The 14,261-nt window shown below is 63.9% G+C and carries 11 protein-coding genes; 2 read left to right on the top strand and 9 right to left on the bottom strand.

The features are described from left to right. The first annotated feature begins 199 nt into the window (after positions 1–199). Positions 200–1,543, top strand: coding sequence for a dicarboxylate/amino acid:cation symporter (locus tag D3876_RS13175; protein WP_119762856.1), 1,344 nt, complete (start codon positions 200–202; stop codon positions 1,541–1,543). Here the strand turns inward: D3876_RS13175 and D3876_RS13170 are convergent, their stop codons facing one another. The 9 genes from D3876_RS13170 to dapA form a co-directional block, all read right to left on the bottom strand. Beyond that, positions 1,544–2,809 carry a dicarboxylate/amino acid:cation symporter gene (locus D3876_RS13170; protein ID WP_238475358.1) on the bottom strand — a complete coding sequence of 422 codons (1,266 nt, stop codon included), beginning with the start codon at positions 2,807–2,809 and terminating at the stop codon, positions 1,544–1,546. Positions 2,810–2,863: 54 nt separating this feature from the next. Then, positions 2,864–3,490: a glutathione S-transferase family protein gene (locus D3876_RS13165; protein WP_119763850.1), complete on the bottom strand. Its 627-nt coding sequence runs from the start codon at positions 3,488–3,490 to the stop codon at positions 2,864–2,866. A gap of 191 nt (positions 3,491–3,681) precedes the next feature. Beyond that, complete coding sequence (recA, locus tag D3876_RS13160) at positions 3,682–4,761, bottom strand: recombinase RecA (RefSeq protein ID WP_119762854.1); 1,080 nt, start codon at positions 4,759–4,761, stop codon at positions 3,682–3,684. 193 nt (positions 4,762–4,954) lie between these two features. Further along, positions 4,955–5,311, bottom strand: coding sequence for a response regulator (locus D3876_RS13155; protein WP_119762852.1), 357 nt, complete (start codon positions 5,309–5,311; stop codon positions 4,955–4,957). Between the two features lie 76 nt (positions 5,312–5,387). Beyond that, positions 5,388–7,808, bottom strand: coding sequence for a hybrid sensor histidine kinase/response regulator (locus D3876_RS13150; protein WP_119762850.1), 2,421 nt, complete (start codon positions 7,806–7,808; stop codon positions 5,388–5,390). A gap of 212 nt (positions 7,809–8,020) precedes the next feature. After that, on the bottom strand, positions 8,021–10,063 hold the full coding sequence (locus D3876_RS13145; protein ID WP_119762848.1) for a M13 family metallopeptidase: 2,043 nt from the start codon (positions 10,061–10,063) through the stop codon (positions 8,021–8,023). Positions 10,064–10,142: 79 nt separating this feature from the next. Further along, complete coding sequence (locus tag D3876_RS13140) at positions 10,143–10,724, bottom strand: DUF2062 domain-containing protein (protein WP_119762846.1); 582 nt, start codon at positions 10,722–10,724, stop codon at positions 10,143–10,145. Further along, on the bottom strand, positions 10,717–11,199 hold the full coding sequence (gene smpB, locus D3876_RS13135; RefSeq protein ID WP_119762844.1) for an SsrA-binding protein SmpB: 483 nt from the start codon (positions 11,197–11,199) through the stop codon (positions 10,717–10,719). Before smpB ends, D3876_RS13140 begins: the two co-directional genes overlap by 8 nt. Beyond that, positions 11,199–12,074: a 4-hydroxy-tetrahydrodipicolinate synthase gene (dapA, locus tag D3876_RS13130; RefSeq protein ID WP_119762842.1), complete on the bottom strand. Its 876-nt coding sequence runs from the start codon at positions 12,072–12,074 to the stop codon at positions 11,199–11,201. The genes smpB and dapA overlap by 1 nt, the downstream gene beginning before the upstream one ends. A gap of 98 nt (positions 12,075–12,172) precedes the next feature. On the opposite strand from dapA, the gene D3876_RS13125 reads away from it, so the two are divergent. Continuing rightward, complete coding sequence (locus tag D3876_RS13125) at positions 12,173–14,185, top strand: lytic transglycosylase domain-containing protein (protein ID WP_119762840.1); 2,013 nt, start codon at positions 12,173–12,175, stop codon at positions 14,183–14,185. The last annotated feature ends 76 nt before the right edge of the window (positions 14,186–14,261 follow it).

Genomic DNA, 14,261 nt, shown 5'->3' with positions numbered 1-14,261 from the left:
GTTCGTCCGCCGGGTTGAAGCATCGGCTTGACCCGGCGGCGGCAATCCTCTTGGTAGGCTGCTTCGAGCCTTTCCCGGCAAGGCGGAATCGCCTTGCCGGACAAGAAAGGCTCTCGATTCAGGATTTTGAGCACTTCCCGGCCGAAAAACCGGTTCCCACTTTTTCGGGAAGTGCTCTAGTGATGAAGGGGGGACACCTGTGGCCAAGCGCCTGACCTATTATATTCTTGCCGGACTGGTGCTCGGCATCGCCTGTGGCTGGGGGCTCAACGCAGCCATCGGCAACGCCACCCCCGAAGCCAGCGCGCGGCTGACCGAGATCGCGGGCTATTTCTCGATCGTCACCACCATCTTCCTGCGGCTGATCAAGATGATCATCGCGCCGCTCGTCTTTTCCACGCTGGTCGTCGGGATCGTCCATATGGGCGACACTTCGGCGCTGGGCCGCGTCGGCCTCAAGTCGCTCGCGTGGTTCATGAGCGCGAGCCTCGTCTCGCTGACGCTTGGCCTCATTCTCGTGAATTTCCTCCAGCCCGGCGTGGGGCTCGACTTCCCGCTCCCCCCGGTCGAAGCCGCCAGCGGCGTCGAGCGCGCGGGCTTCAACCTCAAGGAGTTCGTGGCGCACATCTTCCCCGCATCGATGATCGACGCGATGGCGAAGAACGAGATCCTGCAGATCGTGGTCTTTTCGCTGTTCGTGGGCGTCGCGCTAACCGCAGTCGGCGAGAAGGGGCAGCCGCTGGTCAAGGGGATCGAGGCGCTGGTGCAGGTCATGCTCCAGATCACCGACTATGTGATGCGCTTCGCCCCCTTCGCGGTGTTCGCCGCGGTCGCTGGCACGCTCACCGAGCGCGGTCCTGCGGTGCTGGGCGACCTCGCCTTTTTCATGGGCAGCTTCTACATCGGCATGATCGTGCTCTGGATCGTGCTGATCGGCGCGGCCTTCGTGATCGTCGGCAAGCGCACCGGGTTGCTGCTGCGCTATATCCGCGAGCCGATCATCCTCGCCTTTTCCACCGCCTCGTCCGAGGCCGCTTATCCGCGTACGCTCGAGGCGCTCGACCGGTTCGGCGTGCCGCCCAAGATCGCGAGTTTCGTGCTCCCGCTCGGCTATTCGTTCAACCTCGACGGCTCGATGATCTACATGACCTTCGCGACGATCTTCATCGCGCAGGCCTATGGCATCGACCTGACTTTGGGTCAGGAGATCACGATGCTCCTGGTGCTGATGATCACGTCCAAGGGCATTGCGGGCGTGCCGCGTGCGAGCCTTGTCGTGATCTCGGCAACGCTGGCGCTGTTCGACATTCCCGAGGCCGGGCTGCTGCTGATCCTGGCGGTCGACCACTTTCTCGACATGGGCCGTTCGGCAACCAATGTGGTGGGCAACGCGGTGGCGAGCGTCGTCGTCGCGAAGTGGGAAGGCAAGCTCGACCCGCTCGAGCCCGCCGAGATCGAGCCACCGCACGCGCCCTCGACGCACCATATCCTGCACACGCCTGAAGCCGCCGAAGACAGGGCCCCCGACTCCTTCCGCGCCTGATCAGGCAAGTTGCTGTTCGGTCGTCTCGCCGCGCGCGACGACCGCGGCAATCGTGAGGTCGCCGGTGACGTTGAGCGTGGTGCGGCACATGTCGAGGAAACGATCGACGCCCAGCACCAGCCCGATCCCTTCGGGCGGTACGCCGACCATGCCGAGGATGAGCGCGATAACGGGGAGCGAGCCTGCGGGAACACCCGCGGTGCCTATCCCGCCGAGAATGCAGATGAGGAGCACCATCGCCTGCTGCGCAAGCGTCAGGTCGACCCCGAAGAACTGCGCGAGGAAGAGGACGGTGATGCCCTCGAACATCGCGGTGCCGTTCTGGTTGGCGGTCGCGCCGATTGTGAGGACGAACCGCGAGACGCGTGGCGGCAGGTGCAGATTGTTCTCGGCGACACGCAGCGCGGTGGGCAGCGTGGCGTTGGACGACGCGGTGGAAAAGGCCATCACCATCGCTTCCTGGATACCGCGGAAGAAAGAGACGGGTGACATCCCCGCGGCTAGCCTGATCATCAGCGGATAGACGACGAACATCTGCAGCCCGAGCGCGAGCAACACGACCCCGACATAGGCGCCGAGCCGGGCAAGCAGGTCCCAGCCGAAGATCGCGGCCAGATTGAACATGAAACAGGCGACCGCGATCGGCGCGAGGCGGATGACGATGCCGATCAGCCGCATCGTCACGTCGAAAATACCCTCGATCGCGCGCTGAAGCTGCTGCGCCGCCGGGGTCTCGACGAGCAGCAGGCCGATGCCGAACATCAGCGCGAAGAACATCACTGCCAGGATGTCGTTGCTCGACATCGCGGTGACGACATTGCTGGGGATGATGTTGACCAGCGCGTCGATCCCCGTCGGCGCTTCCTTTCCGCCCGCGACGATCGCCTGCGCGCCGTCGCGCGCGTCGGCGAGCAATATCTGCGCCAGCGCGGGGTCCACGCCCGATCCGGGCTTGAGCAGGTTGACGACGGTCAGCGCCAGAAGCACCGCGATTGTCGACACGACCACGGTGATCGCGAGCGTCTTGACGCCGATCCGCTTGAGCGCGCCGATGTCGCCCATCTCGGCAATGCCCATCACCAGCGCTGAGAAGAGCAGCGGTATGACGAGCATGAAGAGCAGCCTGAGGAAGATCTGGCCGATCGGCTGGGTGATGTAAGTAGTGAATGTCTCAAGCCAGGGCGCGCCGGGCGCGACCATATGGACGATGAGCCCGCCCGTCAGGCCAATCACGAAGCCGATCAGCATCTTCAACTGGAGGGACATGGATACTCCTCCCGCGACTAACGTGTTGATTAGGTGCGGTGTTCCCCGCTTGTCTCAGGCAAATGCATAGGGCCCGCCCTTTTTGAGTGCGGCCTTGTAGGCCGGGCGCGCGTGGATGCGGTCGAGCCAGGCGGTCAGATGCGGGCGCGATTTCGAAAGTCCCGCGCGCTGCCGCGCTGCCTCGAGCGGAAAGCTCATCATGACGTCGGCCGCGGTGAAGACATCGCCCGCAAACCATTCGCGCGTCGAAAGCTCGGATTCGAGCCAGTCGAGATGCGTGTCGATCATTGTCTGAATGCGCGGGCGCACCGGTTTTCCGAGGATACCCATGCGATTGATCACGAGCATGACGAGCAAGGGCGGCATCAGCGAACCCTCGGCATAATGAAGAAAATGGCGGTAGCGCAGAATGTCGTCGCGGTGCGGCGGAGGACCGAGCTTGCCGTCGGCGCGCTCGACCAGATACTCGATGACAGCGCCCGTCTCGACGATGATGCGATCGCCATCCTCTATGGCAGGGGACTTGCCGAGCGGGTGCACTTTCCTGAGCTCGGGCGGCGCCAGCATCGTCTTCTTGTCGCGCTCGTAGCGCTTGACCTCATAAGGGAGCCCGACCTCCTCGAGCATCCAGAGCACGCGCTGCGATCGCGAATTTTCGAGGTGGTGGACGATGATGGTCACAAGCACTCTCCATGGCTGTCCGCGCTTATGTTCGCACTTTTCCCTTGAATCGTGAAAGAAAATTGCACGCGCCTGAAACGGAAAAGGCCCGCCGACGCGCGACGGGCCTTTTGGGTGCTTGATGCGAAAGTGCGGCGCCTATGCGTACTTCCTGGCCGGAAAACCGGTACCCACTTTTCCGGGAAGTACGATCAGAGTTCGCCGTCATCCTCCGCATCGGGTCCGGTCATCATCTCTTCGGCGACCGCGTCGGTGCGCGCGCGGATCGCGTTTTCGAGGCGGTTCATCACCTCGGCATTCTCCTTGAGATAGGTCTTGGCGTTCTCGCGGCCTTGCCCGATCCGGATCGAATCATAGGAGAACCAGGCGCCCGACTTCTCGACGAGCCCGGCCTTGACGCCAAGGTCGAGAATCTCGCCGACCTTGGAAATGCCCGCGCCGTACATGATGTCGAATTCGACCTGCTTGAAGGGCGGCGCGACCTTGTTCTTGACGACCTTCACGCGCGTCGCGTTGCCGACGATGTCGTCGCGGTCCTTGATCTGGCCGGTACGACGAATGTCGAGACGGACCGAAGCGTAGAATTTGAGCGCGTTGCCGCCGGTCGTGGTTTCCGGATTGCCGTACATCACGCCGATCTTCATGCGGAGCTGGTTGATGAAGATCACGATGCAGCGCGAACGGCTGATCGAGCCCGTCAGCTTGCGCAGTGATTGCGACATCAGGCGCGCCTGCAGGCCGACATGGCTGTCGCCCATCTCGCCCTCGATCTCGGCACGCGGCACCAGTGCGGCGACCGAATCGACGACGAGCACGTCGATCGCGTTGGAGCGGACGAGCGTATCGACGATTTCGAGCGCCTGTTCCCCCGTATCGGGCTGCGACACGATCAGTTCGTCGATATCGACCCCGAGCTTCTTGGCATAAACCGGATCGAGCGCATGTTCGGCATCGACGAAAGCCGCGGTGCCGCCCATTTTCTGGGCCTCTGCAATGACATGGAGCGCAAGCGTCGTCTTGCCCGAGCTTTCAGGCCCGTAAACCTCGACCACGCGGCCGCGCGGCAAACCGCCGATGCCGAGCGCGATGTCGAGCCCGAGCGAGCCCGTCGAAATCGCTTCGATCTCCATCGCCTCGCGCGAACCCAGCTTCATTGCCGAGCCTTTTCCGAACGCGCGGTCGATTTGCGCGAGTGCCGCTTCGAGAGCCTTTTGCCTGTCCATATTCCCCGTCTTCTTATCGGAATCGATGAGCTTCAATTGTGCCGACATGGCCGCTTCCTCTCGTAGATCGAACACCCGTCCGGTTCAACGCGTGAGAGCTTCGTACAGCATTTGTTCTATTGGAACAAGAGTGGAACAAAAAATGTTCCGGCGCCCCTGCCGGGTCATTTTTTGAGAAACAAGGAGTCCAAAATCGTCGGGATTTCCGCTTTCGCGGGAATGACAATGAGAGGGGACGGAATCAGCCCGCCAGTCTGTCCAACGCGACACGGACGCCGTCCATGGTGAAGGGCTTGGCGAGTACGGGCGCGGTTGCGTGCGCGCCGGGCAGCGCCTCGGCCTGCCCGCCGCTGGCGAGCAGATATGGCTTGCCGTCTTCGACCAGCCTGTCCGCCACGGGCCAGCACAGCTCGCCGCCACGTAAATTTACGTCGAGAATGACGGCATCGAAGCTGCCCCGCTCGACGAGAGGCAGAGCAGTCGCGACCGAATCCGCGGTCCCCGCGCGCTTATGCCCCAGCGCCTCTATGAAATCCTCCAGCATCATCGCGATGAGCGGCTCGTCCTCGACGATCAGAATGCGCAGGGGTGTTATCATGGCGCCTCAATAGCAGCGACGGCGGTCGTCGAAAGCGAATTATTCGATGCGGAAATCGTTTCGCCGTGCGCCAGCATTATTTGGCCCCGATCGCAGCGCGCGTCGCCTCGGCGAGTTGATGAACCGAAAAGGGCTTGGGAAGAAAGGCGACGCGATCGAGGTCGATCGACTTGCGCAACTGCTCCTCGGCATAGCCCGACATGAACAGGATCTTGAGATCGGGCCATGTCTTGCGCGCCTGACGCACCATCGTCGGCCCATCCATGGTGGGCATCACCACGTCGGAAATGAGCAGGTCGATCTCGACGCCCTGCGCCAACATCTCCAGCGCATCTTCGCCATTGCTGGCTGTAAGCACGGTGTAGCCATGGCGCGTTAGCGCACGCTCGGCGACCGCGCGAACCATGTCCTCATCCTCGACGAGGAGGATGGTGCCGCTGCCCCATAGTTCGCCCTGCTTGACCTTGGGCGCCGGCCCCGTCTCCACCGCTTCCTCCGCGTCATGGACGGGCAGGTAGATGATGAAACTTGTCCCCTCCCCCAGCCTTGAATCGGCGAAGATGAAGCCGCCCGACTGTTTGACGATGCCGTAAACGGTCGAGAGACCGAGTCCCGTTCCCTTGCCCACTTCCTTGGTGGTGAAGAATGGCTCGAAAATCTTGGGGAGCAGTTCGGACGCGATCCCCGTGCCGGTGTCGCTGATCTTGAGCGCGGTATAATCGACGATGGGCAGGATTTCGCTGCCCATCTGACGCACGTCGCGCGCCGGGACGGCATAAGTCTGAATGGTGACGCTGCCGCCCTTGGGCATTGCATCGCGCGCGTTGACCACGAGGTTGACGATCACCTGTTCGAGCTGGCCCGGATCGGCGCGCACCGCACCCAGATTGCGGCCGTGGCTGACGTTGAGGATCACGGTTTCGCCAAGCAGGCGCTTGAGGAGGTTCGACACCTCCGAAATGACGTCGGGAAGCTGGAGTACCTGCGGGCGCAATGTCTGCTGGCGCGAAAAGGCGAGGAGCTGGCGCGTCAGGGCCGCGGCGCGGTTGGAGTTGCTCTTGATCTGCTGGATGTCGTCATAGTCGCTGTCGCCGGGAGCATGGCGCATCAGCATCAGGTCGCTATGCCCGATGATCGCGGTCAGGATATTGTTGAAGTCGTGCGCAACGCCGCCCGCAAGCTGACCGACCGCCTGCATCTTGGTTGCCTGTTCGGCCTGACGCTTGAGCTTTGATTCCTCGCTCGAGTCCTTGAGCGAGAGCAGCACCGCCGCCTCGCCAAGCCCGCGCGCGCCCGCGATGGTGAGCGCGACGGGCTCCTCCGGATTGTTGCGCAGGCGGACTGCGATATCGCCCGAAAGCGCCTGCTGCCCCGCACCGAAGCGGCGCACGGTATCGGCGACGGCCGCCTTGTCCTCGCGGACGACGAGATCGCCGGGATAGACAGGCATCGTCCCTTCATCGATTCCGGCCGCGCGCGCAAAGGCGTCGTTGACGAACAGGAACCGGCCGTCGCGATCGGTGAGCGCGAGGCCGAGCGGAAGCATCGAGAGCAGGGTCTGGAGATGGCTGCCCGTGCCACCCGGTCCACCGATGCGCCCCGACACCGCATATTCATCGTCGATCAGAAAGAGCAGCGTCGGACTGTCGATGACGCCGGCTTCGAGCGGCATTTGCAGCAGCCGCAGCGCGGTGCCCTTTGCGCCCTCCTCGGCGAAGCGAATCACGCCCTCGCGATCGGAGACGAGCTGGGTCACGAAATCGCGCCCCTCGATCGGCGCGTCCGCGCGGCCCGCAGCGCGGGCGACGAACGCACGATTGGCCGCACGGATGCGTCCCTCGCCGCCGACCAGCGCGATCATGATGCCGGCTTCGCCGAGGCGATCCCCACCCTCGCCTTCGATCAGCCGCCGCGCCTCTGCGCGCAGATCGAGCGTACGGTGACGACGGAAGCGCCACAGCAGGTGATCGTCCGACTGCCCCGAGCGAAGAAGCCGCGCGGAAAAGCGCATGCCGTTGAACTCGATGAGATCGACATCGGCCTGGCCGTCGCGCCACGCATCGCGCCCGGCGGCGGTGAGCTGCGTTATGCCCGCCTGCCCGACGGCGAGGCTGGGCGGGGTCGGAAAGCCCTGAAACCACGCGCCGAACAGGTCGTTGGCGCATACCAGCCGCCCGGCCCTGTCGGTGATCGCGACCGCAGCGTTGTCATTGTCAGCCGCCTCGCGCGTGAGCGACCAGTCGATCGTCCCAACGACCGTCTGTTGCGGCGGATACAGCCGACGAAAGACGAGCATCAGCGTGGCAATGAGCACGAGCGTCGCCACGAAACCCGCAGCGATGGCGAGGTTCTGGCTCGCCCAGAGGATCAGCAGCCCCGAGAACAGCGCCGCCGCGCCGACGATCAGCACAAGCCAGCGGTCACCGGCATGAGGAGCAAGCGGCGTCGGGCGCGGCGCAGCGTCTTCGGTGAGGGCTTGGAGCGGCGGTGCGTTCATGGGCAATTGCCCTCTTCGCCGCCGCTCCGATTGCCGTCAAGCACTGGCGTTCGGCAAATGCGGCGTCAAACCACGACCGCTCATCCTGAGGAGCCATTGAGCTTGGCGAAATGGCATCTCGAAGGACCTCCTTCGATACGGGTCTTCGCCAAGCTCAGCCCCTACTCAGGATGAGCGGGAAATATTGGGTCGCCAAGATCACATTGAGGGCTTCACCAGATGCGGACGCGCTTATCCTGCGACAGATACAGCTTCGCCGACGCATCGGGATTATATGCGCCGTACCAGGGATCGAGATTGCGCACGACCCAGGCGCGCTGCGCGGAGGGCGAATGCGGATCGGTCAGCAGCCGCTGGCGCAGATTGGCCTCGCGGTAGTTGCGACGCCAGACCTGCGCCCAGCCCAGATAGAAGCGCTGATCGCCGGTGAAGCCGTCGATCACGGGCGCCGGCTTGCCGCCAAGCGACGCCTTATAGGCTTCATGCGCCACGGTAAGGCCGGCGAGGTCGGCGATATTCTCGCCCAGGGTGAGCTGGCCCTTCACATGCTCGCCGGGAAGCGGCTCATAAGCGTCATATTGCGCCACAAGCTGCGCGGTCAGCGCGTTGAACTTCTTGACGTCGTCGGCGGTCCACCAGTCGGTGAGCGTGCCGGTGGCATCGTACTTGCTGCCCTGATCGTCGAAATGATGGCTGATCTCGTGCCCGATCACCGCGCCGATGCCGCCATAATTGACCGCGGGGTCGGCATGCGGATCGAAGAAGGGCGGCTGAAGGATCGCGGCGGGGAAGACGATCTCGTTCATCGAGAAATTGGCATAGGCATTCACCTCCATCGGCGTCATGCCCCATTCCCAGCGATAGATCGGCTTGCCGAGCTTTCCGACATTATAGTCATGCTCGAAATTGGCCGAGCGGATGGCGTTGCCCAACGCGTCGTCGCGCTTGATCTCCAGCCCCGCGAAATCGCGCCACTTGTCGGGATAGCCGATCTTGGGCTTGAAGGCGGCAAGCTTGGCGCGCGCCTTGACCTTGGTCTCGGGCGCCATCCAGACGAGCCCCTGGATGCGCTTGTCCATCGCGGCGATGACATTCTTGACGAGAGTATCGGCCGCGGCCTTGGTTTCGGGCGGGAAATAGCGCTGGACGTAGAGCTGACTGACCTCGTCGCTGAGCGCGCGGGTGACGAAGCTGACGCCACGCTTCCAGCGCGGCTCGATCTGCGGCGTGCCCGAAAGCGTGGTGCCATAGAACGCAAAGGCTTCATCGCTGAACGCCTTGGGCAGATAGTCCGAATAGCCGTCGAGCGTGCGAACGAGCATCGCATCCTTGAGCACCGCGAGGTCGGCGTTCGCGACGATCGCCGCGGTTCCCTTGATCGCGCTCGGCTGCGCGACAATCAGCGAATCGACGTGCGCGCCGATGGCGTGAAAATAGGCCGCAAAGTCGAAGCCCGGCGCGTCCCTGACGAGCTCGGCGACGGTCATCTTGTTGTAGGTCTTGGTCGCGTCGCGGCTGTCGATCTTGGTCCAGTGGACCTTCGCGATCTCGGTCTCGAAGGCGAGCAGCGCCTGCGCGCGCGCAGCGGCGTTGGGCTCTCCGGCAAGCGTCAGCACCTTTTGGAGGTGCGCGAGATAGGCCGCGCGCGTGTCGGCGAGCTTCTTGTCGGTGCTCAGATAGTAATCGCGGTCGGGCATGCCCAGCCCCGACTGGAACATGGTGAGCGCATAGTTTTCGGGGCTCTTGTCATCCTGCCCGATAAAGGCGCCAACGGGCCCGCCGACGCCGTTGCGGTCGGCCTGTCCGGCGAGCCTGGCATATTCGGCCCTGGTCTTCACGCCCTTGATCTGGTCGAGCCAGGGCTTGATGGGGCCGAGCCCTTTCGCCTCGATCGCGGCTTCGTCGAGGAAGCCCGCATAGGCGTTGCCGATCTTGCTCGTCCGATCATCCTTCACCGCGTCGAGGATCTCGCGCGTGCGAGCGCGCGACACATCGTCGAGCCGCGTGAACATGCCGTAATTCGAGCGGTCGGAGGGGATCGGGGTCGCCTTGGCCCAGGCGCCATTGGCATATTCGTAGAAATCGTCGCCCGGCTTTGCCGCACGGTTCATCCCCGCCTCGTCGAAGCCGAAAGCGCCGAGTTCAGGCTTGGCCGCGGTGGCGGCGGCCGGCGCAGTGTCGGCGGTTTCGGCGAGCGCAACGGTAGCCCCCGCGAGCGTGGTCGACGCCAACAACAGGAAGAGCGCGGATTTCATCGAGGATTCCCCTTGTTTCAACTGAAACCAAAAGTTTTAGCCGCCGAAGCGCGGGAATCAAATCGACGCCCGTCGAAGCCTATTGGCCGTTGGTCGACAGCTCGATCGGCTTGTGTCCGCGGCGGCGCCATTTCGCGCCGATCCACAATCGCCAGAGGAATATCGCCAGCACATAGCCGACCGCGGCGGCGATCACCGAGATGATGAAAAGCCCCGCGAGCAGCGCCGGGGCCGCGTCGGACAGAAACCACGCGGTCCATTGGCTGATGCCAGCGCCTTCGGAGATCAGTTGCATGAAGGTCGCAACGTCGGCGTGAAGCCCGAAGGCGCGGTTGCCGACGATGATCGAGCTGCCCAGCAGAAAGGGCGTCGTTGCCGGGTTGCTGAGAAAGGTCATCGCCACACCGATCGGGATGTTGGCCCGAAACGGAAGCGCCAGCAGCGCGACGCCAATGATCTGGACACCCGGTATCAGCAGGAAGATCCCGACGATCAGCCCGAGCGCCACGCCACGCGGCACCGAACGCCGGGTGAAGCGCCAGAGTTCGGAATGCGCGATCCTGTGCGCGAACGGCCGAAGCCACCGACTCTTCAGCATTTCGTCACGATGCGGCGTGTGTTTGCGGATCCAGGCGAGCAGCCCGTGCTCGTGCCTAGCCATTTTGCCTCAGGATGCGGCCCTGCTCGCGCTTCCAGTCGCGCGCTTTCTCGGTGTCGCGCTTGTCGTGCATCTTCTTGCCCTTGGCGAGCGCGAGTTCGACTTTGGCCCGGCCGCGGCCGTTGAAGAAGATCGAGAGCGGGATCAGCGTCATCCCCTCGCGCTGCACGCCGACGCGCAGCTTGTTGATCTCGCGCTCATGGAGCAGCAGCTTGCGGGGCCGCTTGGGTTCGTGATTGTGGCGGTTGCCGTGGCTGAACTCGGGGACGTTGGCGTTGACCAGCCAGACCTCGTTGTCCTTCACCTCGGCATAGCTTTCGGCGATCGAGCCCTCACCGAAGCGCAGCGACTTGACCTCGGTTCCGGTGAGCGCGATCCCCGCCTCGAAGAATTCCTCGAGAAAATATTCGTAACGCGCGCGCCGGTTCTCGGCGACGGTCTTCACTTTCTCGAAACTGGCGGGACGCGGGCGGGCCATCAGATCAGTCCAAGTTGCTCCATGGCCTTGTCCACCGCCGCGCGGCTCGCCGCGGAGGGCGGCGTCATCGGCAGGCGAACTTCGGTCGTGAAATCCTTATGTAGGCGATTGATCGCGTATTTCACCGGGCCCGGTGAAGCATCGGTGAACAAAGCGACATGGAGCGGAAAAAGCCGATCCTGAAGTTCCAGCGCGACGTCCCAGTCGCCGGATGCACAGGCGGCCTGAAACTCGGCACACAGGCGCGGCGCGACGTTTGCGGTGACCGAGATGCAGCCCGCCCCGCCCATCGCCATGAAGCCCAGCACCATGTCATCATTGCCCGAAAGCTGGACAAAGTCGGTTCCGCAGGCGAGCCGCTGCGCGGTGACGCGCGCGACATTGCCGCTGGCGTCCTTCACGCCGATGATGCTGGGTATCTCGGAGAGGCGCCCCATCGTCTCGACGTCGATATCGGTGATCGTGCGTGAGGGTACGTTATAGAGCACCATCGGCAGATCGCAGCGCTCGGCGAGATACGCGAAATGCGCGTACACGCCTTGCGCGTTGGGCTTGTTGTAATAGGGGGCGACGACGAGCGCGGCGGTCGCGCCCGCGGCCTGCGCGGACTTCATATGCTCGAGCGCTGCGATCGTGTCGTTCGACCCGCAGCCCGCGATCACCGGAACGCGCCCATCGGCATGCTCGATGCAAACCGCGACGACACGATTGTGCTCCTCGATCGACATGGTCGCGGATTCGCCCGTGGTGCCGCAGGGGACGAGTCCCCTGGAACCCTCGGAAATCTGCCAGTCTATGAAGGTGCGGAAACTCTCCTCATCGAACGTTCCGCCGCGAAACGGCGTCGCCAGAGCCGGTATCGACCCGGAAAACATGCCTTTACTCCTTCATTTCGATGGCATTCCGCGTCATAGATACGGCTATGTCACGGATGTCCCCATGTTCCGCGCCTGATAAGGACCGCACCACCAACATGTCCAGCATGGTTGTACGATTGATCGCCGCAGGGCTGCTCTTTTCTTCCAGCGCCGCAATCGCCCAGAACCTGACCGCCGACCAGCGGAGCTGGTATCGCGCGCAGATCAGCGGGGGCGCGGCAAGTCTGCAGCCGCCGTCGCGGATGGATCCGGTAGGCGAATCGGTGGTGCAGTGGAACCGGCTGCGCCAGAGCGACAGCTTCCCCTTTTCCTCCTACGCCAGCTTCCTCATCGCCAATCCGGGCTGGCCTGGCGAAAGCGCGATGCGCAAGACCACCGAGGGCCGGATCGATCCCAATCGCGATTCCCCACAGCAGGTAAACGCCTATTTCGCGCGCCAGCCAGCGCTGACGGCGACGGGCAACGCGCGCCACGCAGTGGCGCTGGCCGCGCTTGGCCAACAGGAAGAGGCGCGCGCTGCCGCACGCCGCGCCTGGCTGGGCGGCGCGCTGCCTCCCGAGGACGAAGCGCGCATTCTCGGCATGTTTTCGTCCGCGCTCACCCAGACCGATCATGACCAGCGCATGGAAAAGCTGCTCTGGGAAGGCAGCACCAGCAGCGCGGTGCGCCAGCTAAGCCTTGTGTCAGGGGCCAAGCGGCAGTTTTTCGACGCGCGCATCGCAATGCAGACGCGCGCTCCCGACGCAGCGGCAAAGGCGAGCGCGATCGACGCGCAATACCGCAACGACCCGGGCTATATCGTCGACCGCGCTGGCTGGCTGCGCAACACCAGCCAGGTGGCATCGGCGCGCGCGTTGCTCTCCTCTCCGCGAAACCTGACGAAACAGCCACTCGATGCCGAAGAATGGTACGAGACGCTGCTGACCAACGCGCGCGGCGCGGCGAACGATCGGCAATACCAGCTCGCCTACAGCATCGCCTCGCGCGTCGACGACGCCTATGCGCCCGGCATCGACGTGCGCGACCGCCCGCTCGGCGAGCGCGACGACTATACCAGTCTTGTCTGGCTGGCGGGCACGGTCGCGATGCAGCGGCTGGGTCGGCCTGCGGACGCGATCGGGATGTTCCGCCGCTACGCAACCGCCGCGCGTTCCCCCCAGACGCAGTCCAAGGGCTATTACTGGGCGGCACGCGCGGCGCTGGCCGCAGGGCGCGGCGCGGAAGCCAACGGCTTTTTCGGACAGGCGGCGGGCTTTCCCGATCAGTTTTACGGCCAGCTCGCGCTCGAACGGCTCGGCCGTCCAATCCCCGCGCCGACGCCGACCGCATCGATCACCCCCTCGGCCGCCGAACGCTCGGCCTTCTTCAACCGCAGCGTGGTCAAGGCCGCCAGGCTGCTCGGCGAGATCGACGACTGGCGCGACCAGACATTGTTCCTGCGCACCATTTCCAGCGACGCCAAAAGCGACCTCGATCATCATTTCGCCACCGAACTGGCGACGCAGATTCGACGTCCCGATCTGGCGGTGATGATCGGGCGCAGCGCCGGCCTGAACGGCCATAATGACTATGTAAGGGCAGGCTTTCCGGTGGTGAGCGTGCCTTCGGGGCATGAGACGCAGTTCACGATGATCCACGCCATCACGCGGCAGGAAAGCCAGTTCGACCGCGAGGCCGTGAGCCATGCGGGCGCGCGCGGGCTGATGCAGTTGATGCCGGGCACCGCGCGCGAGACCGCGGGCAAGCTGGGCATGAGCTACGATCTGGGCGCGCTGACACGCGATCCGAGCTACAATATCCGGCTCGGTTCGACCTATTTCGGACGGATGCTCAGCTATTATGGCGGCAGCTATCCGCTTGCGGTTGCGGCGTATAACGCGGGGCCGGGCAATGTGAACAAATGGCTGGCCGCCAATGGCGACCCGCGCACGGGAAGTGTGGACATCATCGACTGGGTCGAGGCGATTCCGCTGTTCGAGACGCGCAACTATGTGCAGCGCGTTCTCGAGAATGCGGTGGTTTACGACGCGATGCACCCCGATCGCGCGCGTTCGCGCGGGTCGCGGATGCCGCTGTCATGGTATCTCGGCAAGCGTTCGCCGGGTTAAGTCAACATCGCCGTCACCCTGAACCCTTCGGCAAGCTCAGGACAGGCTTGTTTCAGGGTCCATCAACGCGAGCCGC

The organism is Sphingomonas cavernae (assembly GCF_003590775.1).
Lineage (GTDB): Bacteria > Pseudomonadota > Alphaproteobacteria > Sphingomonadales > Sphingomonadaceae > Sphingobium_A > Sphingobium_A cavernae.
Note: the sequence above shows the minus strand (reverse complement) of the source record. Positions and strands in the feature narration are given on the sequence as shown.

Coding starts and splice junctions, on each gene's coding strand:
- D3876_RS13170 (WP_238475358.1), bottom strand. CDS start 2,809: ATGTCCCTCCAGTTGAAGATGCTGATCGGCTTCGTGATTGGCCTGACG.
- recA (WP_119762854.1), bottom strand. CDS start 4,761: ATGTCGGCACAATTGAAGCTCATCGATTCCGATAAGAAGACGGGGAAT.
- D3876_RS13155 (WP_119762852.1), bottom strand. CDS start 5,311: ATGATAACACCCCTGCGCATTCTGATCGTCGAGGACGAGCCGCTCATC.
- D3876_RS13150 (WP_119762850.1), bottom strand. CDS start 7,808: ATGAACGCACCGCCGCTCCAAGCCCTCACCGAAGACGCTGCGCCGCGC.
- D3876_RS13145 (WP_119762848.1), bottom strand. CDS start 10,063: ATGAAATCCGCGCTCTTCCTGTTGTTGGCGTCGACCACGCTCGCGGGG.
- D3876_RS13140 (WP_119762846.1), bottom strand. CDS start 10,724: ATGGCTAGGCACGAGCACGGGCTGCTCGCCTGGATCCGCAAACACACG.
- smpB (WP_119762844.1), bottom strand. CDS start 11,199: ATGGCCCGCCCGCGTCCCGCCAGTTTCGAGAAAGTGAAGACCGTCGCC.
- dapA (WP_119762842.1), bottom strand. CDS start 12,074: ATGTTTTCCGGGTCGATACCGGCTCTGGCGACGCCGTTTCGCGGCGGA.
- D3876_RS13125 (WP_119762840.1), top strand. CDS start 12,173: ATGTCCAGCATGGTTGTACGATTGATCGCCGCAGGGCTGCTCTTTTCT.